The 19,980-nt window shown below is 72.8% G+C and carries 21 protein-coding genes; 8 read left to right on the top strand and 13 right to left on the bottom strand.

Going from position 1 to position 19,980, the window contains the following annotated elements:
* Nucleotides 1-121 precede the first annotated feature (121 nt).
* From OG617_RS18595 to OG617_RS18585, 3 genes are all read right to left on the bottom strand, one after another.
* Nucleotides 122-1,531, bottom strand: coding sequence for a PhoH family protein (locus OG617_RS18595; protein WP_405103449.1), 1,410 nt, complete (start codon nucleotides 1,529-1,531; stop codon nucleotides 122-124).
* A gap of 553 nt (nucleotides 1,532-2,084) precedes the next feature.
* Entirely contained in the window at nucleotides 2,085-2,447 is a 363-nt protein-coding gene (locus OG617_RS18590) for a hypothetical protein (protein ID WP_396677834.1), read from the bottom strand.
* A gap of 79 nt (nucleotides 2,448-2,526) precedes the next feature.
* Nucleotides 2,527-2,871 carry a hypothetical protein gene (locus OG617_RS18585; RefSeq protein ID WP_396677832.1) on the bottom strand — a complete coding sequence of 115 codons (345 nt, stop codon included), beginning with the start codon at nucleotides 2,869-2,871 and terminating at the stop codon, nucleotides 2,527-2,529.
* A 263-nt stretch (nucleotides 2,872-3,134) separates the two neighbouring features.
* On the opposite strand from OG617_RS18585, the gene OG617_RS18580 reads away from it, so the two are divergent.
* The 3 genes from OG617_RS18580 to otsB all read left to right on the top strand — a co-directional run bounded on the left by OG617_RS18580 (nucleotide 3,135) and on the right by otsB (nucleotide 4,984).
* Entirely contained in the window at nucleotides 3,135-3,575 is a 441-nt protein-coding gene (locus tag OG617_RS18580; protein ID WP_405103446.1) for a helix-turn-helix domain-containing protein, read from the top strand.
* A gap of 162 nt (nucleotides 3,576-3,737) precedes the next feature.
* The gene (locus OG617_RS18575; RefSeq protein ID WP_405103444.1) at nucleotides 3,738-4,091 is read left to right on the top strand and encodes a hypothetical protein; all 354 of its coding nucleotides are present in this window, start codon (nucleotides 3,738-3,740) and stop codon (nucleotides 4,089-4,091) included.
* A gap of 68 nt (nucleotides 4,092-4,159) precedes the next feature.
* Complete coding sequence (otsB, locus tag OG617_RS18570) at nucleotides 4,160-4,984, top strand: trehalose-phosphatase (RefSeq protein ID WP_405103442.1); 825 nt, start codon at nucleotides 4,160-4,162, stop codon at nucleotides 4,982-4,984.
* 101 nt (nucleotides 4,985-5,085) lie between these two features.
* Here the strand turns inward: otsB and OG617_RS18565 are convergent, their stop codons facing one another.
* The 4 genes from OG617_RS18565 to OG617_RS18550 form a co-directional block, all read right to left on the bottom strand.
* Nucleotides 5,086-5,856 (bottom strand): isoprenyl transferase, encoded by a 771-nt coding sequence (locus OG617_RS18565; protein WP_405103440.1) that lies wholly within the window; start codon nucleotides 5,854-5,856, stop codon nucleotides 5,086-5,088.
* Between the two features lie 31 nt (nucleotides 5,857-5,887).
* Nucleotides 5,888-7,030, bottom strand: coding sequence for a geranylgeranyl reductase family protein (locus OG617_RS18560; protein ID WP_405103438.1), 1,143 nt, complete (start codon nucleotides 7,028-7,030; stop codon nucleotides 5,888-5,890).
* A 126-nt stretch (nucleotides 7,031-7,156) separates the two neighbouring features.
* Nucleotides 7,157-8,017 (bottom strand): hypothetical protein, encoded by an 861-nt coding sequence (locus OG617_RS18555; RefSeq protein ID WP_405103436.1) that lies wholly within the window; start codon nucleotides 8,015-8,017, stop codon nucleotides 7,157-7,159.
* Nucleotides 8,018-8,054: 37 nt separating this feature from the next.
* Entirely contained in the window at nucleotides 8,055-9,899 is a 1,845-nt protein-coding gene (locus OG617_RS18550) for a phosphoenolpyruvate carboxykinase (GTP) (RefSeq protein WP_405103434.1), read from the bottom strand.
* A 547-nt stretch (nucleotides 9,900-10,446) separates the two neighbouring features.
* Between OG617_RS18550 and OG617_RS18545 the strand changes: the two genes are divergently transcribed.
* The 3 genes from OG617_RS18545 to OG617_RS18535 all read left to right on the top strand — a co-directional run bounded on the left by OG617_RS18545 (nucleotide 10,447) and on the right by OG617_RS18535 (nucleotide 12,848).
* Complete coding sequence (locus tag OG617_RS18545; protein ID WP_405103797.1) at nucleotides 10,447-11,004, top strand: GtrA family protein; 558 nt, start codon at nucleotides 10,447-10,449, stop codon at nucleotides 11,002-11,004.
* A gap of 63 nt (nucleotides 11,005-11,067) precedes the next feature.
* Entirely contained in the window at nucleotides 11,068-11,784 is a 717-nt protein-coding gene (locus OG617_RS18540; RefSeq protein WP_405103432.1) for a GtrA family protein, read from the top strand.
* An 8-nt stretch (nucleotides 11,785-11,792) separates the two neighbouring features.
* Nucleotides 11,793-12,848, top strand: coding sequence for a MaoC/PaaZ C-terminal domain-containing protein (locus tag OG617_RS18535; RefSeq protein ID WP_405103430.1), 1,056 nt, complete (start codon nucleotides 11,793-11,795; stop codon nucleotides 12,846-12,848).
* A gap of 187 nt (nucleotides 12,849-13,035) precedes the next feature.
* Here OG617_RS18535 and OG617_RS18530 read toward each other — a convergent pair whose 3' ends face one another.
* Both OG617_RS18530 and OG617_RS18525 read right to left on the bottom strand, forming a co-directional pair.
* Nucleotides 13,036-13,608: a PH domain-containing protein gene (locus tag OG617_RS18530; RefSeq protein WP_405103428.1), complete on the bottom strand. Its 573-nt coding sequence runs from the start codon at nucleotides 13,606-13,608 to the stop codon at nucleotides 13,036-13,038.
* An 89-nt stretch (nucleotides 13,609-13,697) separates the two neighbouring features.
* A complete protein-coding gene (locus OG617_RS18525) occupies nucleotides 13,698-14,573 on the bottom strand; it encodes a biotin--[acetyl-CoA-carboxylase] ligase (RefSeq protein WP_405103426.1) in 876 nt (291 codons plus the stop codon).
* Between the two features lie 109 nt (nucleotides 14,574-14,682).
* Here OG617_RS18525 and OG617_RS18520 point away from each other — a divergent pair, with 109 nt between their 5' ends.
* The gene (locus OG617_RS18520; protein ID WP_405103424.1) at nucleotides 14,683-16,266 is read left to right on the top strand and encodes an acyl-CoA carboxylase subunit beta; all 1,584 of its coding nucleotides are present in this window, start codon (nucleotides 14,683-14,685) and stop codon (nucleotides 16,264-16,266) included.
* 63 nt (nucleotides 16,267-16,329) lie between these two features.
* Here the strand turns inward: OG617_RS18520 and OG617_RS18515 are convergent, their stop codons facing one another.
* From OG617_RS18515 to OG617_RS18505, 3 genes are all read right to left on the bottom strand, one after another.
* Nucleotides 16,330-17,247: a hypothetical protein gene (locus OG617_RS18515; RefSeq protein WP_405103422.1), complete on the bottom strand. Its 918-nt coding sequence runs from the start codon at nucleotides 17,245-17,247 to the stop codon at nucleotides 16,330-16,332.
* On the bottom strand, nucleotides 17,240-17,740 hold the full coding sequence (locus tag OG617_RS18510; protein ID WP_405103420.1) for a sigma-70 family RNA polymerase sigma factor: 501 nt from the start codon (nucleotides 17,738-17,740) through the stop codon (nucleotides 17,240-17,242). Before OG617_RS18510 ends, OG617_RS18515 begins: the two co-directional genes overlap by 8 nt.
* Before the next feature lie 145 nt (nucleotides 17,741-17,885).
* Entirely contained in the window at nucleotides 17,886-18,629 is a 744-nt protein-coding gene (locus OG617_RS18505) for a M50 family metallopeptidase (protein ID WP_405103418.1), read from the bottom strand.
* Nucleotides 18,630-18,803: 174 nt separating this feature from the next.
* Between OG617_RS18505 and OG617_RS18500 the strand changes: the two genes are divergently transcribed.
* Nucleotides 18,804-19,556, top strand: a complete 753-nt coding sequence (locus OG617_RS18500; RefSeq protein WP_405103416.1) for a GH25 family lysozyme — start codon at nucleotides 18,804-18,806, stop codon at nucleotides 19,554-19,556.
* A gap of 102 nt (nucleotides 19,557-19,658) precedes the next feature.
* Here the strand turns inward: OG617_RS18500 and OG617_RS18495 are convergent, their stop codons facing one another.
* Nucleotides 19,659-19,901, bottom strand: a complete 243-nt coding sequence (locus OG617_RS18495) for a hypothetical protein (protein ID WP_405103414.1) — start codon at nucleotides 19,899-19,901, stop codon at nucleotides 19,659-19,661.
* Nucleotides 19,902-19,980: the final 79 nt, after the last annotated feature.

Below are 19,980 nucleotides of genomic sequence, written 5' to 3'. Positions count from 1 at the left end.
GTGGACGCTCGTTGGACACCATTGCGCACAGCGGGACTCATGGGAAACCGTCAGCCCCAATTGTGACTTGGACCACAGGCAGAATCGGGACGAATCGCCATTTAATGGACAAGCATCGCGATCAGAGCGGAATGCCCTCCAACAGGTCGGTCACCATCGCCGCGATGGGAGACCGCTCGGACCGGGTGAGGGTGATGTGCGCGAACAGGGGGTGGCCCCTGAGCGCCTCGATCACGGCGGTCACCCCGTCGTGCCGTCCCACCCGCAGGTTGTCCCGCTGGGCGACGTCGTGGGTGAGGACCACCCGCGACCCCTGGCCGATCCGGGACAGCACGGTGAGCAGCACGCCCCGCTCCAGCGACTGGGCCTCGTCCACGATGACGAAGGCGTCGTGCAGGCTGCGGCCCCGGATGTGGGTGAGCGGCAGGACCTCCAGGATCCCCCGGGCCATGACCTCCTCCAGCACGTTCTCGTGCACCACCGAGCCGAGCGTGTCGAAGACCGCCTGCGCCCAGGGCGACATCTTCTCGGTCTCGGAGCCGGGAAGGTAGCCCAACTCCTGGCCACCGACGGCGTAGAGCGGGCGGAAGACAACCACCTTCTTGTGCCGACGCCGCTCCATCACCGCCTCCAGGCCGGCACACAGGGCCAGCGCGGACTTGCCGGTGCCGGCCCGGCCGCCCAGCGAGACGATCCCGATCGACTCATCCAGCAGCAGGTCGAGGGCGATCCGCTGCTCGGCCGAGCGGCCGTGCACGCCGAACGCCTCCCGGTCGCCCCGGACCAGCCGGACCGTCTTGTCGGGCAGCACCCGGCCCAGTGCGGAGCCACGCGTGGATTGCAGCACCAGCCCGGTGTGGCAGGACAGCCCGGCCGCGGCGTCCACGTCCAGGGCCTCGCCCGCGTAGAGCCGGCCGATCTCGTCCTCGCCCAACTCCAGCTCGGCCATCCCCGTCCAGGTGGGGTCGCTGGCCTGCCCGTGCCGGTACTCGTCGGCGTGCAGCCCGACCGAGGCCGCCTTCACCCGCAGCGGCATGTCCTTGCTGACCAGGGTCACCTCCCGCCCCTCGGCGGCGAGGTTGAGCGCGACCGAGAGGATCCGGGCGTCGTTGGACTCGTTGCGGAAGCCGGGCGGCAGCACGCCGTCGTCGGTGTGGTTCAGCTCCACCCGCAGGGTGCCGCCGTCGTCGTTGGCGGGCACCGGCCGGTCCAGCCGGCCGTGGCGTACGCGTAGCTCGTCCAGCATGCGCAGCGACTGCCGGGCGAACCAGCCCAGCTCCGGATGGTGCCGCTTGCCCTCCAACTCGGAGATGACCACGAGGGGCAGCACCACCTCGTGCTCGGCGAACCGGTGGAACGCCGCCGGGTCCGAGAGCAGGACCGAGGTGTCCAGGACGAACGCCTGGCCGGCTGGTCGGGGCTCCTCAGGCTCGACCGGGGCGGCCGCGCGGCGGCTCCGGGTGGCGCGGCGGGTCGTGGCAGTCGCGGCCGGGGTCTGGTCGGCACCGGCGGGGGTACGGCGAGTCGTCACAGGCCTGCTCCGGCGGATGGGCACCCGGCCATCCGCGTTCCGCCTCGTCCGGTGCCCGGGGACACGGGGTCGGGTGCGGGCCCGTGCGCGAGGTCGCAGATCCGGGCTGGCCGGCTGGCCCGGGGGAACCCCGTGCCATGACTAGACGCTAGCCCCGCCGGGGCGTCCCGGCTAGAGGTTGTCGACTGGATCTCCGGAGGCGGGCCGGCGGACAGGCGCGGCGGACCGGCCGGGATGCATGCCCCCTGCGCGCATCCCGGCCGGTGGGACCACGGTCACCGGTCTGACGTGGCCCCGACGGTGCGCGTCCGCCGCGGACGGCGCACCGTGCTCGTGCCGCTCCGGCTGGAGCCGGCGGTCCACCCCTCCCACTGGCCGGCGGGAGCCGGCGGTTGGGGAGTCCGCCCCTCCTCCTGGCCGGCGGGAGCCGGCGGTCCGGGAGTCCACCCCTCCCACTGGCCGACGGGAGCCGGCGGTCGGGGGTCACGGCCACCGCCGGAAGCCGGCGACGGGCCGGAACCGCCGCCGGGAGCCGGCGGTCGGTCGGGCCGGGTCAGCCCTGCCACCGGATCAGGGCGCCGGTGGGGTGCCGCCCGCTCGCCGTGGCCGGTGCGGCGACCGCCACGGCGCCCCCGCGGGACGGGGCGGCAAAGGATGAGCCGGTGTAGGTGGTGCCCTGCCGGACTGCCTGGCCGCTCCGGTCGCGGGTCTGCGGCGGGCCGGCCAGGGCGGAGGCGATGGCCGCCTGCGCCTCCCGGCGGCGCCGGTTCCAGGCGCCCCGGTCGCCGTCGAAGTACCCCTGCCGGTACCCGAAGCGGTAGCCGATCCGATAGCTGAGCTGCCCGTGCAGCCGGCCGGCCGCGTAACTGGTCGAGCCGAGCACGAGGACGAGGAAGACCGCGAGGAAGGGACTCATCCGGCGGCTCCCCGGCGGGGCGGGAGGGCGGCTGCGCGGCGGGGTGGTGGGGCCGCTGCGCGGCGGGGTGGTGGGCCGTTCACCGTTCCTCCGGCTCGACGAAGGTGGGGTCGGTGGCCAGCAGTCGGTCCAGGTCGTCGGTGCTGACCTCCTCGGTCAGTTCGACGCTGATCCGGCAGCCGTCCAGGACCACCTCGGCGACCGAGGAGCGGCGGATCTCGCCACCGGCGTCGTAGACCCGGACGCTGAGCTCCGGGCAGCCGAGATGGGTTCGCCAGGCGGTCCACTCCGCCCGGTCCCCCACGTTCAGCGACAGGAAACGGCAGCCCCGGGCGAGGTAGAGGCGCCACGGCGCACTCAGCCCGGCGGCCACCCCCTCCGCGATCAGGCCGAAGGCCTGGGCGCGGGTGGCGAGTTCGGTCACCACGCCTCCCTCGTACCGGGTGAGGGACGCATGCGAGCACCAACCGTCTCAGGCACGCGACACACGGTAGATTGTCCCATGGGCGTGACAGTATCAGCTTTTCGTCCGATCGCATCGGCACTGACCGGCAGCCATTCCCGCCCAGGTGAAGCCCTCGAAACCGGTGCGGAACGCTCGGTTGGCACGCCGTACGTGTGTCTCATTCACGTGACACAAACGCGCCCGGCGACCAGACCGGACGTGAGTGGTCGTACCGTCACGGAGTGACCGAGAGCGCTCAGGCCCGGAAGATCGCCTTCGCCACCTTCGTCCGCCGGGCCCTCGACGACTCCCGGGCCATGCGCGCCTGGAGCGGCACCGAGGTCTCCCGGCGCACCGGCGTCTCTCGCCAGACCATCAACCGCTGGGTCCGGGGGGACTGGGTCAGCGACCCGGAGGCCGAGCGGGTGGTCGCCTTCTGCGAGGGCCTCGGCCTCAACCCGACGGCCGCCTTCGCGGCGCTGGGCTGGGACCGGACGGCCACCCCACGCCCCGCACCCGGCCCACCCCCGATGGACCCGGACGTGGAGGCGCTGCTGCGCCGGCTGATCGACCCGAACGTGTCGGACGCGGAGAAGTTCCACATCCGGGAAACCATTCGTTACCTCGCTTATCGCCCAACTCTCCCCGTCGATGTCCGAAAAAGGGGTAATCGGGCGGGCTAGTTCCTCAGATGGCGAAAGAACGGCAAGTCGAACCCAATCGTTTGCCTTCGGGGGAGGAACGGGAGCGCTAGCGTCCCTATTCGTACTGCTTGGGCTCGTCGTCGGCGGGGGGACGGGACAAGGCCGAACTCAGCCCTGCGGGACAGAAGGAGGGGTCTGTCCATGACCCTGAAGTGGTTGGCAGTCGTGGTCGCGGTGGTGTCCCTGACATCGGCCGTGACCGGCAACCTGGTGATCGGCGTGGTCGGCGGCGGGCAGCTTCCCGTGGTCGCCAACGTCCTCGCGCTCACCACCGCCGGCACGGCGGTCGTCCTGGCCGTCGTCGCCGAGCTGCACGACCGGCTCAACGACCGGATCGGCGCGCTCACCGAGTTCCTGGTGGCCCGGCTCAACGAGATCGAGGCGCGCACCGGCGACCGGAACACCGGTTTCGTGGAGGGCTACCTGCTCAGCCACGGCCAGGACGCCGAGGTGGTGCCGTTCGGACGCCGGGGTCGGGGAGCCGCCGAACGCTGACCTGGACCGGGCCGGGAGACTCGTCTCGACCACGAATACGCCGCCCACTCCGGGGTACGCTTTCGCCCGTGCCGCCGTCGAATCTGGGCAACCAGCAACCGAAGATCCCGTTGGACGCCGGCCGGGCCTGGCGGGCGACCGCCGGCCGGGCGGCCGACACCGTCCTCTTCTTCGACTTCGACGGCACACTCGCGCCCGTCGACGACGATCCGACGGCGGTGCGGCCGGCCCCGAAGGTGCTGGCAGCGATCGAGGCCCTCGCGCCACTGGTCCGCCGGATCGCGATCGTCTCCGCCCGGCCGGTGGAGTTCCTCCGCGACCACCTCGGCGGGCTGGACGGCGTCGACCTCTACGGCCTCTACGGGCTGGAGCACAGCCACTCCGGCGGCGAGACGGTCACCGAGCCGGCGGCGCTGCCCTGGGTGCCGACCATGCGGGAGCTGGCCGACCTCGCCCGCGCCGAGCTGCCGCCCGGGGCGCTGGTCGAGTTCAAGCGGCTCTCCGTGGCGCTGCACTGGCGCACCGCCCCGCAGCTCGGCCCCGCCGTGCAGGAATGGGGCCGGGCGCAGGCCGAGCGGCTCGGCCTGCGCGTCCAGGCCGGCCGGATGGTGCTGGAGATCAAGCCGCCGGTCGACGGAGACAAGGGCCTGGTCATCGTCGAGGTGGTCCGGGACGCCGGCGTCGCCTGGTACTTCGGCGACGACGTCTCCGACATCAAGGCGTTCGCGGCGCTGCGCGCCCGCGCGGCGGCGGACCCGGAGTTCCTCGGGGTCTGCGTGGCGGTGGCGAACCCGGAGACCGGCCACGAGGTCGCCGAGGCCGCCGACCTCACGATCGACTCCCCCGCCGCCCTCGGCGACTTCCTCACCGAGGCCCTCCCCCACCTCCGCTGACGACGTCCACCCCGCCGATCTTGCATCCTCGGCCCGGACGAAGCCGACAAAGGGGACGGAACGGGGGCCCCGAGTGCAAGATCGCGGGGAACGGGGGCGGGTCAGACGCCGAAACGGCGCTGGCGGGTGGCGTACGAGCGCAGCGCGCGGAGGAAGTCGACCCGGCGGAAGTCGGGCCAGTTCAGCTCGCAGAAGTAGAACTCCGAGTGGGCCGACTGCCACAGCATGAAGCCCGACAGCCGCTGCTCGCCGCTGGTCCGGATGATCAGGTCCGGATCCGGCAGGCCACGGGTGTAGAGGTGCTCGGAGATGTGGTCGACGTCCAACGCCTCGGCCAGTTCCTCGATGGTCCCGCCGGCCGCGGCGTGCTCCAGCAGCAGCGAGCGGACCGCGTCGGCGATCTCGCGCCGGCCGCCGTACCCGACGGCGATGTTGACCTGGGCGCCGCCGACGCGCTCCCGGGTCCGCTCCTCGGCCGCCTTGAGCGCCGCCGCGTGCTGCGCCGGCAGGACGTCGAGCGCCCCGACCATCCGCAGCCGCCAGGGGTTGCCCTCCTCGGCCAGCTCGGTGCTCAGGTCCTCGATGATCTGGAGCAGCGGATCCAGCTCCTCCGCCGGCCGGGAGAAGTTCTCGGTGGAGAGCAACCAGAGCGTCACGTGCCCCACCCCGGCGGCGTCACACCAGCGCAGCAGCTCCTTGATCCGCTCCGCGCCCATCCGGTGCCCGTCGTTGGGGTCGACGAGGCCCATCTCCCGCGCCCAGCGGCGGTTGCCGTCGCACATCACGCCCACGTGCCGGGGCACCGGCTTGCCCGCGAGCGTGGCCGTCAGCCGCCGCTCGTACACGGAGTAGAGGAGGTTCCGTAGAGTCATCACCTTGCAGAGTAGCGACCCGCCACCCGGATCAGTCCCGCGGTGGCCCATCCCGGCCCGAGAGGCCGATGCCGATCATCGCGAGGGTGCGCGCGTCCAGCCGGCCGTCGCCGAGGCCCAGCCCGACGACGGTGCCGAAGACCCGCTCGTCGCGGCGGGCCGCGCGCACCGCCCCGTCGACCACCCACCGCCGCCGAGCCAGCCGGGCCGCCGCCGAGCTGTGCCGCAGGTGGGCGCCGAGCCGACGGCGTAGGGCGTCGGCGTACCGTCGGGCGGCCCCGCCCGGGTCGCCGGCCGCCGCCGCGCCGGCCAGCGCGCCGGAGAGCAACGCGTAGAAGATCCCCTCCCCGGTGAACGGGTTGATCAGCGACAGCGCGTCCCCGGCGAGCACCAGCCGACCCCGGCCCGGCGACGGGCGGTGGGTGGACAGCGGCAGGTGGTGGGCGCGCAGGGCGGTCACCGTGGCCGGGTCGGTGCCGGGCAGCAGCACGGCCAGCCGGTCCAGCAGGTGGGCGCGGGTCAGCGGCTCGCCCCGCAGCACCTCCCCGTACCCGACGTTCGCCCGCCCGTCGCCGATCGGGAATGACCACGCGTACGCCGGCCAGCGCGGCGCCGAGGTGACGATGAGCTGCTCGGGCGGGCCCGGCCGAGCCGGGGCGTACCCCCGGACGGCCAGCGCCAGATGGCGGTCCGGGTTCGGCGGGTGGCCGAGCGCCCGGCGGACCACCGACCCGGCGCCGTCCGCGCCGACCACCGCCCGCGCGGCGATGTCGCCGTCGAGCACCACCCGCCCGTCGAGCACCTCGACCCGGCGCACCGCGTGCCGGCGCAGCTCCGCGCCGGCAGCCACCGCCGCCGCCGCCAGTCGGGCGTCGAAGACCTTACGGGGCACCGTGTACGCGGGCCGGGGCAGCGGCCGGGCCACCGCGCCGCCCCCGGGCCCGACCAGCCGCAGCCGGGGCAGCGGGGCGTACCCGTCGACGGCGTCGGTGACGCCCAGCCCGGCGAGGACGTCCAGCGCGTGCGCGGCGATGCCGTCCCCGCACGCCTTGTCCCGGGGGAAGTCGGCCCGGTCCAGCAGCAGCACCCGGGCCCCGGCCCGGCGGGCCGCCAGCGCGGCGGCCGCCCCGGCCGGGCCCGCCCCGACCACCGCCACGTCGTACTCGTCGGTCATGCCGCCTCCCCTGCTTCCTGCGCTCAGCCCGGCACGCCGGACGGCGCGCCACGACCTGCTCCGTGCGCTCAGCCCGGCACCCCCGCCCCTCGACCCAGCCGGCGCGCCACGACCTGCCCGGTGCGCTCAGCCCGGCACGCCCGGCCCCTCGACCCGGCCGGCGCGCCACAACCCGTACAACGTCAGGGCGGCGGCGGCGAGCATGGGCCCGCCGTCGCGAACCAGTCCGTCGACGCCGAGCAGCCACCAGCACAGCGGCAGGTCGACGGCGAGCACGCCGAGGGTGATCGCCACCAGCAGCGACCGGGCCCAGCGCTTGCCGCGCATGAGGAAGGCGGTGCAGAGCAGCACGAGGTAGCTGACCCCGATGCCGGCGGCGAACCAGAACAGCACGGCGGGCACGGCGGCCAACCGGCCGTCCAGGATCGCGCCGGTGGCGACCAGGGCCGGGACCAGCATCAACGGGCTGTACGTGAACGCGGCGACCCGGCTGGTGAGCAGCCAGCCGGTGACCGGCGGGCGCTTCGGGGCGACCTCCCGCCAGGAGATCGTCCCGCCGGAGACGACCAGGCCCTTGCGGTGCCGGACCAGATGACCGGCGACCGCATCCGAGCGGTACAGCAGCCAGACCACGGCCACGCAGAGCGCGGCCAGCAGGGCGAAGCCGAGCAGCCCGGGCAGTGGCGGCACGCCCTGCCGGGGCACCACCAGCCGGCCCACCGCGAAGACCGTGGTGACGGCGAGGATCAGCCCGAACGGCCTGGCCACGGTGCGGCCCCGGTGGACGTGCCCGATCAGCACCAGGAAGCCGAGCGAGCGGAGCATCGCCCAGCCGGTGCGTACCGCGAGCCCGAACTCCTGCTCCGGGGCGTACCACCAGTTGAGCAGCTCGACCACGACGGTGGCCGCCGCCGTCACGGCGAGCAGGGTGGTCAGTGCCCGGACGGCGGACGGCCGCCGGACCTGGGTCTCGGCGGCCGTCCTCATGGGATCAGATTGTGCCCCGTACGGGGGCGGATCACACCTACCGCGTCGGCTGCTCCGCGTCGAGCCGGGCGCGCAGCGCGTCCAGCTCGGCCCAGAGCACGCCGGGGAGCTTGTCCCCGAACTTCTCGAACCACTCGGTGATCAGCGGCAGCTCCGCGCGCCACTCCTCCGGGTCGACCTTCAGCGCGATCCGCACGTCCTCCGGGGTCATGTCGAGGCCCTCGACGTCCAGCGCGTCCTGTGCCGGGACCATGCCGATCGGCGTCTCCACCGCGTCGGCCCGGCCCTCCAGCCGCTCGACGACCCACTTGAGCACCCGCGAGTTCTCGCCGAAGCCCGGCCAGAGGAAGCTGCCCTCGGCGTCCTTGCGGAACCAGTTGACGTAGTAGACCTTCGGCAGCTTGGACTCGTCGCCGTCGGTGCCCTTGCCCATCTCGATCCAGTGCCGGAAGTAGTCCCCGGCGTTGTAGCCGATGAACGGCAGCATGGCCATCGGGTCACGGCGCACCACGCCCACCGCGCCGGACGCGGCGGCGGTGGTCTCCGAGGACAGCGTCGCGCCCAGGTAGACGCCGTGCACCCAGTCCCGGGCCTCGGTGACCAGCGGGATGGTGTCCCGGCGGCGACCGCCGAACAGGATCGCGTCGATCGGCACGCCGTTGGGGTCGAAGTAGTCGTCGGCCAGGATCGGGCACTGCGTGATCGGGGTGCAGAACCGGCTGTTCGCGTGCGAGGAGAGGCTGTCGCTCTGCGGCGTCCAGTCGTTGCCCTTCCAGTCGACCAGGTGCGCCGGCGGCTCGCCCATCCCCTCCCACCAGATGTCGCCGTCGTCGGTGAGGGCGACGTTGGTGAAGACGGAGTTGCCGCGGTCCAGCGTCCGCATCGCGTTGGCGTTGGTCTTCCAGTCGGTGCCCGGGGCGACGCCGAAGAGGCCGTACTCCGGGTTGACCGCGTAGAGCCGGCCGTCCGGGCCGAAGCGCATCCAGGCGATGTCGTCGCCGATGGTCTCGACCTTCCAGCCCGGGATGGTCGGCTCCAGCATCGCCAGGTTGGTCTTGCCGCACGCCGACGGGAACGCCCCGGCGACGTGGTAGACCCGCCCCTCGGGCGAGGTGATCTTCAGGATCAGCATGTGCTCGGCGAGCCAGCCCTCGTCGCGCCCCATCACGCTGGCGATGCGCAGCGAGTAGCACTTCTTGCCGAGCAGCGAGTTTCCGCCGTAGCCGGAGCCGAAGGACCAGATCTCCCGGGTCTCCGGGAACTGGGAGATGTACTTCGTCTCGTTGCACGGCCAGGCGACGTCCTGCTGGCCGGGGGCGAGCGGCGCGCCGATGGAGTGCAGCGCGTGGACGAAGTCCGCGTCGTCGCCCATCGCCTCCAGGACCTTCGCGCCCATCCGGGTCATGATGCGCATCGAGGCCACCACGTACGGGCTGTCGGTGATCTCGACGCCGAACATGGGGCTCTCGGCCTCGACCGGGCCCATGCAGAACGGGATGACGTACATGGTGCGCCCGCGCATGCAGCCGCGGTACAGCTCGGTCATCGTCCGCTTCATCTCGGCCGGCGCCATCCAGTTGTTGGTGGGGCCGGCGTCCGCCTCGTCCACGGAGCAGATGAAGGTGCGCTCCTCGACCCGGGCGACGTCCGACGGGTCGGTGCGGGCGTAGAACGAGTTGGGCTTCTTCTCCGGGTTGAGCCGGATCAGGGTGCCGTTGTCGACGAGCTCGTCGGTGAGGCGGCGCCACTCCTCGTCGGACCCGTCCACCCACACGACCCGGTCCGGGGTGGTCAGTTCCGCTACTTCTCGGACCCAGGTGAGCAGTTCGGGGTGGGACGTCGGGGCCTGATCGATACCTCGAACGGTAGCCGGAGCAACCATGACACATCTCCTTGTGGTCGACGCTGACCGATCTATGGGATGCACGAGTTGGGACGGCGCGAGGCGTCGCCTTCGTGGAAACCTGGGATTGGCCTCAGCGTAAACCGGGCGACGTCGCGAGTCAGTGGGACTGGTTGTGAAGAACTGCACAAGGTACGGCCACGCTGCGGCATCACGATCTGATACCCGCTTTCGCGCGCAGTTTCACGCAAATCCTTCGGTGAACCTTCACCGAGATCTCCGCCGCCCGGGCGGCTTCGGGTCGACCTCGATGGGTGACGCGGGTGGGCAGCGTCACGACGCGGGTGAACCGACACCTCGGTGACACGGTGAACCGAAGCCAAAACCGCGCGACGGGTGTCCCACATCCATTCGGCAACCCATCCACAATTGGCCCACCGCGGGTTACGGTGTGCTCACCGACGCGCGTCGACCTCACGGCGGCGCCGGCCGGCCCCGCGCCCCCGCAGCGCGCCGGGCGGCCGGTCGCCCGTTGGTGCCCGCCTCCGGAGGGCGGAACCGGTACGCTCGGCGGGTGGCCGCGACGATGACCGGGGACCAGTCAGGCCCCCCGCCGACCCGCCCGGGTCCCGTACGCGCCCTGATCGACCGCTTCGGTCATCTGGTCCGCGAGCTCAGCAAGTTCGCGACCGTGGGCAGCGTCGCCTTCCTCGTCGACTTCGCCCTCTTCAACTACCTGACCAACGCCCGGGGCGTGGAGCAGGTGACCGCGAAGACGATCTCCACCGTGATCGCCGCGACCGTCGCCTTCGTCGGCAACCGGTTCTGGACGTGGCGGCACCGCCAGCGTTCCAACCCCGCCCGCGAGTACGCCCTCTTCTTCTTCTTCAACGCGATCGGCCTGGGCATCGCGGTGGCCTGCCTGGCGATCAGCCGGTACGGCCTCGGTGCCCTCTGGCCCGACGTGTTCCAGACCGCCCTCGCCGACAACGTCGCCAGCTTCGTCGTCGGCACCGGCCTCGGCACCCTGTTCCGGTTCTGGTCGTACCGACGGTTCGTCTTCGTCGAAGCGGGAACCCAGACCGTCGAAGCGGGAACCCAGACGGTCACGGAAGCGGTCCACGACCGGGAACCCCAGGCGTGACCTGCCGCCCCTCTCGTCCGGCCGGGCCGAACCGGCCCCGCCCACTCGCCTAAGGTGTTGCGCATGCGTCTTGTCCGTCTGCTGCCCGAGCGCTGGCAGAAGTTCATCCACGAGGCGCTCAAATTCGGCATCGTCGGCGGCATCAACACCGTCATCAATTACGCGGTGTTCAACGCGCTGGCACTCACCGTTTTCCGGGACGGTCAGCTCAAGGCGACGGGCATCGCCACAGTGGTGGCGACGATCACGTCGTATCTGATGAATCGCCACTGGACGTACCGGGATCGCCCGAAATCGGCACTGCGTCGCGAATACGCCCTTTTCTTCCTGTTCAACGCGACCGGACTAATCATCGAACTCGGCGTCCTGGCGGCGGCCAAGTACGGCCTCGGCATGACCAGCCTGCTCGCCCTGAACGTGGCGAAGACCGGCGGCGTGCTGCTGGCCACCCTCTTCCGCTTCTGGTCGTACCGGACGTTCGTCTTCCAGCCCGCGCCGGTCGAGCCGCAGGCGGACACCTGGCACACCATTCCTCGAGACGAGTGGGACACGATGGCCGAGATGGACCCGGTCGCCGAGCTGGCCGAGTCGGTCAGCGAGCTGGAGGAGGCCGAGCCCGGACCCGTCCCGCGCCGGCCGGCGGCCCGCCGCGACGGCGCCGCCCCCACCCAGGGGCGTCCCGCGCCGGTCGACGCCGCGCTCGGGGCCGCGCTCGACGGTGAGCTGGCGGCGGAACTCGCCGACGAGCTGCACGCCGGCACGCGCCGGCACCGGCGGTGAGCCGCGACATGACCGACATCGCCACGCCGGGGACCGACCCCGACCGCCCCGGCCTCACCACGCCACAGCCCGGTCCCGACCGTCCCGGCCTCGCCACGCCACAACCTGGCCCCGACCGCCCCGGCTTCGCCACGCCACAGCTCGGTCCCGACCGTCCCGGCTTCGACGGGCCGGAAACGGGCCCTGCCGGTGCTGACCCGACCACCCGGGATCAGGCCGGACGGGTCATCCCGGACCAGACCGGCACCACCAGCACCGGGCCGGCGCCGAGCCAGGGCCGACCGGCCGTCCCGGACCAGGGCCGACCGGCCGTCCCGGACCAGGGCCGACCGGCCGTCCCGGACCAGGGCCGACCGGCCGTCCCGGACCAGGGCCGACCGGCCGTCCCGGACCAGGCCGCCGGCCCGAACCGCCCGCAACAGGACGGGTCTACCGTCGCCGCACCGGCTGGGACCGCCGGGGCCGCCGGACCGGTCAGCCCGGAGCAAGCCGTTCTCGGCATGCCGCCACCCCACCAGAAGACACCGGCCGCGACGCCGGGCGACAGCGCCGTCCCGCCGTCCCCGGCGGCTCCTCCGGTGCGCTCGGGCACGGGCACACCGGCCGAACTGTTCTTCGAGGACCTGACCCCCGGGCGAGCCTTCGACCTGGGCGTGGTGCGGGTGGACGGCGACGAGATGGTCGCCTTCGCCCGCCGGTTCGACCCGCAGTGGTACCACGTCGACCCCGAGCAGGCCGCCGCGAGCCACCACGGCGGGCTGATCGCCAGCGGCTTCTACACGGTCAGCCTCTTCATGCGCGCGTACGTCGACCACGTGCTGGCCCGGGCCGCGGCCGACGCCTCCCCCGGCTTGGAGGAGCTGCGTTGGCTGGCCCCGGTGCGGGCCGGCGACCGCCTGGCGGTGCGCCTGGACGTGGTGGGCAGCCGCCCGTCCGCCGCCCGGCCCGGGCTGGGCACCGTCAGCCTCACCGGCACGATGTTCCGCCTCGGGCCGGACGACCAGCCAGACCGCGAGGTGCTCCGCACCCGCTTCCGCGGCTGGTTCACCCTCCGCCCCACCTAACCCCCCAACCCAACCCCAACCCCCAACCCCAACCCACCCCCGCGCCCCCGGCGCAGGCTCACGCGGTGATCAAGAGGTTTGCGTCACCAGACGTACCATCCCGACGTAAACCTCTTGATCAACCCTGCGGGGGGGGGACCACGCGGGGGCCCGCGGGGGGCCGCGCGGGGGGTGGGGGTGGGGTGGGTTAGGGGGTGGGGTCGCGGAGGGGTTTGCCCTCGCGCATGTCGGCGAGGATCTCGCGCATCTCGCCGTCGCCGAGGGAGTGCCGGTCGTGGTGTGCCTCGACCAGCTCGTACAGCTTGGTCTGCACCCGGTCCACTCCCGGGACGTCGGTCAGCATCGACTGGCCGCGTTCGCCGGCCGACTCGATGGTGAGCGTGCCGCAGCCGACCAGCCGCTCGACGAAGCGCTGGCTCATCGCGTGGTCGTTGATCCGGGTGAGCGGGATGTCCCGCCGGTCCCGCGAGAGCACCCCCTGTTGGAGCAGCACCCGCTCGTTGGTGAACAGGTAGTGCGTGCTGCGCCAGACCAGGAACGGCCAGAGCCCGAACCAGAGCACGAGCAGCAGGGCGAGCCCCGCGACCACGTACATGGCGATGGTCGAGGCCTCGCCGTCCGGCAGCAGGAGCCAGGCCGCCACCACGGCGGCGACGGCGAGCACCAGCACCAGCACCGGCCGCACCAGCGCCTTCCAGTGCGGATGCAGGTGCAGCACGACGTGCTCGTCCTCGGTGAGCACGTCTTCGGGGAACGCCACAGGAACCTCCTCGCAGAACGGACGCGCTGACCGTAACCGGTCGACGCCCGCGGTTGGATCAGCCGGTGCGGTGGTTCCCACCGTGGCGGCTAGCGCAGGTGCAGGACGTCGCCGGCCGCGAGGGCGCGCGGGCCGGCGGGGGTGTCGACGATGAGCTGGCCGTCGGGGTCGACGCCGGTGGCGGTGCCGGTGACCTCGTCGCCGCCGGGCAGCAGCACCCGCACCGGCCGACCGACGGTGCCGCAGGCCGCCAGGTAGGCGTCGCGCAGGCCGCTGGCCAGCGCGTCCCCGCCGGCGGAGCGCCACCGGTCGTACCAGTCGGCGAGGGAACGCAGCAGGGCGCGCAGCAGCGGATCCCGGTCGGTGGCGGCGGCCCCGGCCAGTCGCAGCGAGGTGGCGGGCAGGCCGGTCGGGTTCTCCGGCAGCTCGTCGGCCCCCAGGGTGACGTTGAGGCCGATGCCGAGCACGACCGCCGTCGGCCGGTCCGGGGCCGGGCCGGGCACCGCCTCGGCCAGGATGCCGGCGCACTTCGCGTCGCCGACGAGCAGGTCGTTGGGCCATTTCAGGGCGGCGTCCAGCTCGGCCAGCCGGGTCACCGCCTCGACCAGTGCGACGCCGGCGAGCAGCGGCAGCCAGCCGTACCCCGAGGCCGGGGCCGGCGGCCAGCCGCGCTCCGCGACGGCCTCGCCGGGCCGCAGCAGCACGCTGGTCGCGATGCCCGCCCGGGGCGGTGACTGCCAGGCCCGGCCGCGCCGACCCCGACCGGCGGTCTGCCGCTCGGCGACCACGACCAGCCCCTCAGGCTCCCCCGCCTGGGCCGCCTCGGCGACGTCGGCGTTGGTGGAGCCGGTCTCGGTGCGCAGGTCGAGGTGCCGCCAGGGCCCGTGCGGGGCGACCAGCGCGCGGCGCAGCCGGGCCGCCGACAGCGGCGGGCGGTCCAGGTCGGTGTACGGCGAGCCGGGCATTCCGTCAGCCTACGGCCCGCCCCGGCGGCCGGCCGGGTCCCTTCGGCGGAGCCCGCACTGAGGCGTACTGCACACCGGCGTCGGCCTGAACCATCGTTATATTCCCTGGGTGACTACCGAGACCGGGATCAACATCCACAGCACCGCCGGCAAGCTGGCGGACCTGGAGCGACGGGTCGACGAGGCGGTGCACGCCGGGTCGGCGCGGGCGGTCGAGAAGCAGCACGCGCGGGGCAAGAAGACCGCCCGGGAGCGGATCGAGATGCTGCTCGACGAGGGCTCCTTCGTCGAGCTGGACGAGTTCGCCCGGCACCGGTCCACCAACTTCGGCCTGGAGCGGACTCGCCCGTACGGCGACGGGGTGATCACCGGCTACGGCACGGTCGACGGACGGCGGGTCTGCGTCTTCTCCCAGGACTTCACGGTCTTCGGCGGCTCCCTCGGCGAGGTCTTCGGCGAGAAGATCGTCAAGGTGATGGACCTGGCCATGAAGATCGGCTGCCCGGTGGTCGGCATCAATGATTCCGGCGGGGCCCGGATCCAGGAGGGCGTCGCCTCGCTCGGCCTCTACGGCGAGATCTTCTTCCGCAACGTGCGGGCCAGCGGCGTCATCCCGCAGGTTTCCCTGATCATGGGGCCGTGCGCGGGCGGCGCGGTGTACTCCCCGGCGGTCACCGACTTCACCGTGATGGTCGACCAGACCTCGCACATGTTCATCACCGGTCCGGATGTGATCAAGACGGTCACCGGCGAGGACGTGGCGATGGAGGAGCTGGGCGGCGCGCGGACGCACAACTCGCGCAGCGGCAACGCGCACTACCTCGGCGCGGACGAGGAGGACGCGGTCGGGTACGTCAAGGCGCTGCTGTCGTACCTGCCGTCGAACAACATGGACGAGCCGCTGGTGTTCGATGCCCCGGCCGACCTGACGGTCACGGACTCCGACCGCGAGCTGGACACCCTGATCCCGGACTCGGCCAACCAGCCGTACGACATGCACCGGGTGATCGAGCACGTCCTCGACGACGGCGAGTTCCTGGAGGTCCAGCCGCTCTACGCGCAGAACCTGGTGGTCGGCTTCGGCCGGGTCGAGGGCCGCCCGGTCGGCGTGGTCGCCAACCAGCCGATGCACTTCGCCGGCATCCTCGACATCGCCGCGTCGGAGAAGGCCGCCCGGTTCGTGCGCACCTGCGACGCGTTCAACGTCCCGGTGCTGACCTTCGTGGACGTCCCCGGGTTCCTGCCCGGAACCGGCCAGGAGTGGGACGGCATCATCCGCCGGGGCGCCAAGCTGATCTACGCGTACGCCGAGGCCACCGTCCCGAAGGTCACCGTGATCACCCGCAAGGCGTACGGCGGGGCGTACGACGTGATGGGCTCCAAGCACCTCGGCGCGGACCTGAACTTCGCCTGGCCGACCGCGCAGATCGCGGTGATGGGCGCGCAGGGCGCGGTGAACATCCTGTACCGCTCGGAGCTGGCGAAGGCCGACGATCCGGCCGCCGTGCGGGCCGAGAAGATCGCCGAGTACGAGGACACCTTGGCCAACCCGTACATCGCCGCCGAGCGCGGGTACATCGACTCGGTGATCTCGCCGCACGAGACGCGTACCCAGATCGTCCGCGCGCTGCGGGTGCTGCGCACCAAGCGCGAGACGCTCCCGCCGAAGAAGCACGGCAACATCCCGCTGTAGGCGGGTGACGGGGCTCCTGTCGGGCGCACGTGCCCCGGCAGGAGCCCTCGTCGACGCCGGTCCTCAGCAGGACGGGTTGGCGGCGACGCACAGCCGCCGGGCGGCGGTACGACCCAGTTCGAGCAGCTCCGCGTCGCTCGTCCAGCGGAGGGAACTCGGCAGGTCGACGCCCAGCCCGGACGCCGGCACGATGACGGTGACCAGGTCCCCGACCCGGACGACCATCCGGGTCTCCGAGGGGAACTGCACGTCCAGGGGCTTCCCCGTCGCGACGTCCACCGGCTGCGACAGGGCCTGCCGCAGCAGGACCGCCTCGTCGCCGGCGAAGTCGCGCTCGACCGCCCGCCAGGTGTGCGCCACGGAGGCCGTGACGGTGCCCGGGCCCCACGGCCTGGGCGCCACCTCGGTCCAGCCAGCGCAGGCGGTCACGATGCGGTCCAGCCCGCTGAAGAACCGGGCGGACGCCCCGGGGGCGAGTCGGTAGACGTCCTGGGTGAGCACCGGGCCACCCGACGACCAGGCCTGACCGAGCGTGTCCTTCTGAAGCAGGGTCTGCGAGCGGGAGTAGCGGGACACGGTCTGCTGCCCCGACAGTCCCCTGCCGTCGGCGCAGATCTCCAGCAGCGGGTCCACCTGGACCTGTTCCCCCAGCCCCGTGTCCCCCAGGCGCACGTTGCTCCGCACGCCGACGTCGGCCGGCTCCAACAGCGCCTCCTGCGGGATCTCGGCCTGCCCGGACGGCTTCGGCTCGGGCTGGAACAGTCGCCGGTCGGCCCAGGACGCCAACGGCGCGACCGCGCCGTCCCGGCCCCCGACCGCCACGGCGGAGACCGAGGCGACGGCCAGCACGGCGGTCGCCGCCGCCAGCGCCGTACGCCAGCTGCGGCGGCGGGCCCGGGCCCGGATCTCCGCCGGCTCGGGCCAGCGGACTTCCCGCAGTTCCCGGTGTATCCGTTCGGCGAACGTCAGGTCGTCACGCATCGGTGGCCTCCTCCAGGTCAGAGACGGCGAGCAGCCCGGCGAGCGCGGCCCGCCCCCGGGAGAGTCGGGCCTTGACCGTGCCGACCGGGGCTGCGGTCTCCCGCGCCACCTCGGCGACCGGCATGCCGATCAGGTAGTACAGGGCGAGGGCGACGCGCTGCTCCTCGGGGAGCCGGCGCAGCGCGGCCACCACCGCGACGGTGTCGGTGCTCGGCCCGGGCGTGGTGTCGTCGGCGCCGTGCCGCAGGTACGCCCTGGCCCGGCTGCGCAGGCTGCGCCAGCGGCTGACCGCGATCCGGGAGGCGACGACCCGGACCCACGCCTCCGGGTCGTCGTAGCCGCGCACCGTGGACCAGCGCTGCCAGGCCCGGATGTACGCCTCCTGCGCCGCGTCCTGCGCCTCGGCGATGTTGCCTGTGAGCGCGAAGAGAAAGCCGAGCAGCCGTTGCCGGCTACCCCGGTAGAACTCGTCGAATCCGTCGACTTCCGGCACCTGCCACCTACCCCGTGTCGGTCGAAGTGGACACGCGCGGGCCGGGTGGCGCGGTTGCCGGATCAGCCGACCGGTTTGCCGGCGGGCGGTCGGGCGGGCCTTTCGGCGGTCGGGCGGGCGGTTGGGCGGTCGGCCGGTCGGGCGGTCAGACGGTCAGGCCGGCGTCGGTGAGGATCGGGCCGGCCAGCAGCGCCGCGCCGACGACCAGGGCCAGCAGGTTGACCAGCGCGAACAGCCCCACCCAGAACAGCGGCGGGAACGGGGTGAGCCGGGCGAGCTGGTCGGCGTCGGACTCCGGCCTCCGGCCCCGGGAGCGCAGCCGCTGGAGTTCGGCCACCGGCCGTACGCCGCCGAGGAGCAGGAACCAGACGCAGGTCCAGGCGAAGGCGGCCTGGACCTGCGGGGAGGCGTACCAGGACACGGCGAGCACCACGCCGCCGGTGACCAGCAGCGACAGCGCCCCGAAGACGTTGCGGACCATGACCAGCATGGCCAGCAGCAGCGCCACGGCCACCCAGAGCAGCAGGGTGATCCGGTTGCCGCCCAGCAGCCAGGCGCCGGCGAGGCCGATCAGCGACGGCGCGACGTACCCGGCGAGCAGGGTGAGGATCATGCCGGGCCCGGTCGGCCGGCCCGCCGAGAGGGTCAGGCCGGAGGTGTCCGAGTGCAGCCGGACGCCGTGCAGCCGGCGGCCGGTGAGCAGGGCCGCGAGGGCGTGCCCGCCCTCGTGGGCGATGGTGACGGCGTTGCGGGCGATCCGCCAGGGCAGCCGGGTGGACACCACCGCCAGCGCCACCGCGGCGGTGACGAGGACAAGCAGCGGTGGCGGGTCGGGCTGCGCGGTGAACAGCCGGTCCCAGAGCGTGCCCAGCCCGTCGATCGACACCATGGGGCGCGAGCCTACCGGCCCCGGCCCGACCCGGCCACGCTGCGCCGCCCCGGCCGCTGCGCTCCGACCGGCATCCCAGCCGTGGATGAAAATTTCTTTACGGTCTCTTGCGAGTCAGGGCAATCGTCTTCAAAGATGTGTATCTATGGATTGATGCCCCTGAGGAGGAAACCCATGATCCGTACCGGACTCACGCTGCGCCGGCTGATCGCGGCGGGGATCACCGCCGTGGCGGCTGCGGCCACCGCCCTCGTCGCCACTGCGGGCCCGGCGGCGGCCGCCACCACCCCCGGGATCGACGTATCGAACTACCAGGGGGCGATCAACTGGACCAGCGTGCGTAACTCCGGCATCCAGTTCGCCTTCATCAAGGCCACCGAGGGCACGGCCTACAAGGACCCGCGGTTCAACGCCAACTACGTCAACGCCTACAACGCCGGGGTGATCCGCGGGGCGTACCACTTCGCCCGGCCGAACATCTCCTCCGGCGCCACCCAGGCCAACTACCTCGCCAGCAACGGCGGCGCCTGGTCGGCGGACAGCCGCACCCTGCCGGCCGCGCTCGACCTCGAGGGCAACCCCTACGCCGGCGGGTACTGCTACGGCCTCAGCACGACCGGGATGCGCAACTGGGTCCAGGACTTCCTGAACACGTACCGGGCCCGCACCAGCCGATACGCGGTGATCTACACCACCACGAGCTGGTGGAACCAGTGCACCGGCAGCTGGACCGGCCCGTGGGCCAACCACCCGCTCTGGCTCGCCCGCTGGGCGAGCACTCCGGGCACCCTGCCGGCCGGCGCGCCGTTCTACAGCTTCTGGCAGTACACCGCCACCGGGGCCGTCTCCGGGATCAGCGGAAACGTCGACCGTAACTACTGGAACGGCGACCGTACCCGGCTGATCGCGCTTGCGAACAACGGCTGATCCTGGCGCCCTGACAGCCGATTGGCGGCAGCGGGACCGGATGCGGCCCCACGGTCGGCGTCCGGTCCCGCTGCCGCCGGTTCGTCGCCCGGGTGGCCGGCGTCAGGCCCTCCGCCGCGACACGACCGGCGCCGCGGCCGAGGCGTGAATCCCGTCCTGCCGGGCCAGCGCACCCCGCCGGGTCATTCGCCAGGCTGTCACCCCGGCGACGGTTACGGTCACGACGCTGAGCAGCGCGAACAGCACCGGAAGACCTGCACTCACCAGCAGCAGCACCACGTCGCCGAGGGCGACGAGCATCCACAGCGCCAGCCGGGGCCGAGTGTCCCTGATTCGGTGTCCCATGTCGTACCTCCTTCCGTCGTGGAGGTCATGTACCCCGTGTGACGGAAGGTCATGCAAGTCAATCTCGCGCGGACGGGAA

The organism is Micromonospora sp. NBC_01412 (assembly GCF_045040215.1).
In the GTDB taxonomy this organism is placed as follows: domain Bacteria; phylum Actinomycetota; class Actinomycetes; order Mycobacteriales; family Micromonosporaceae; genus Micromonospora; species Micromonospora rubida.
Note: the sequence above shows the minus strand (reverse complement) of the source record. Positions and strands in the feature narration are given on the sequence as shown.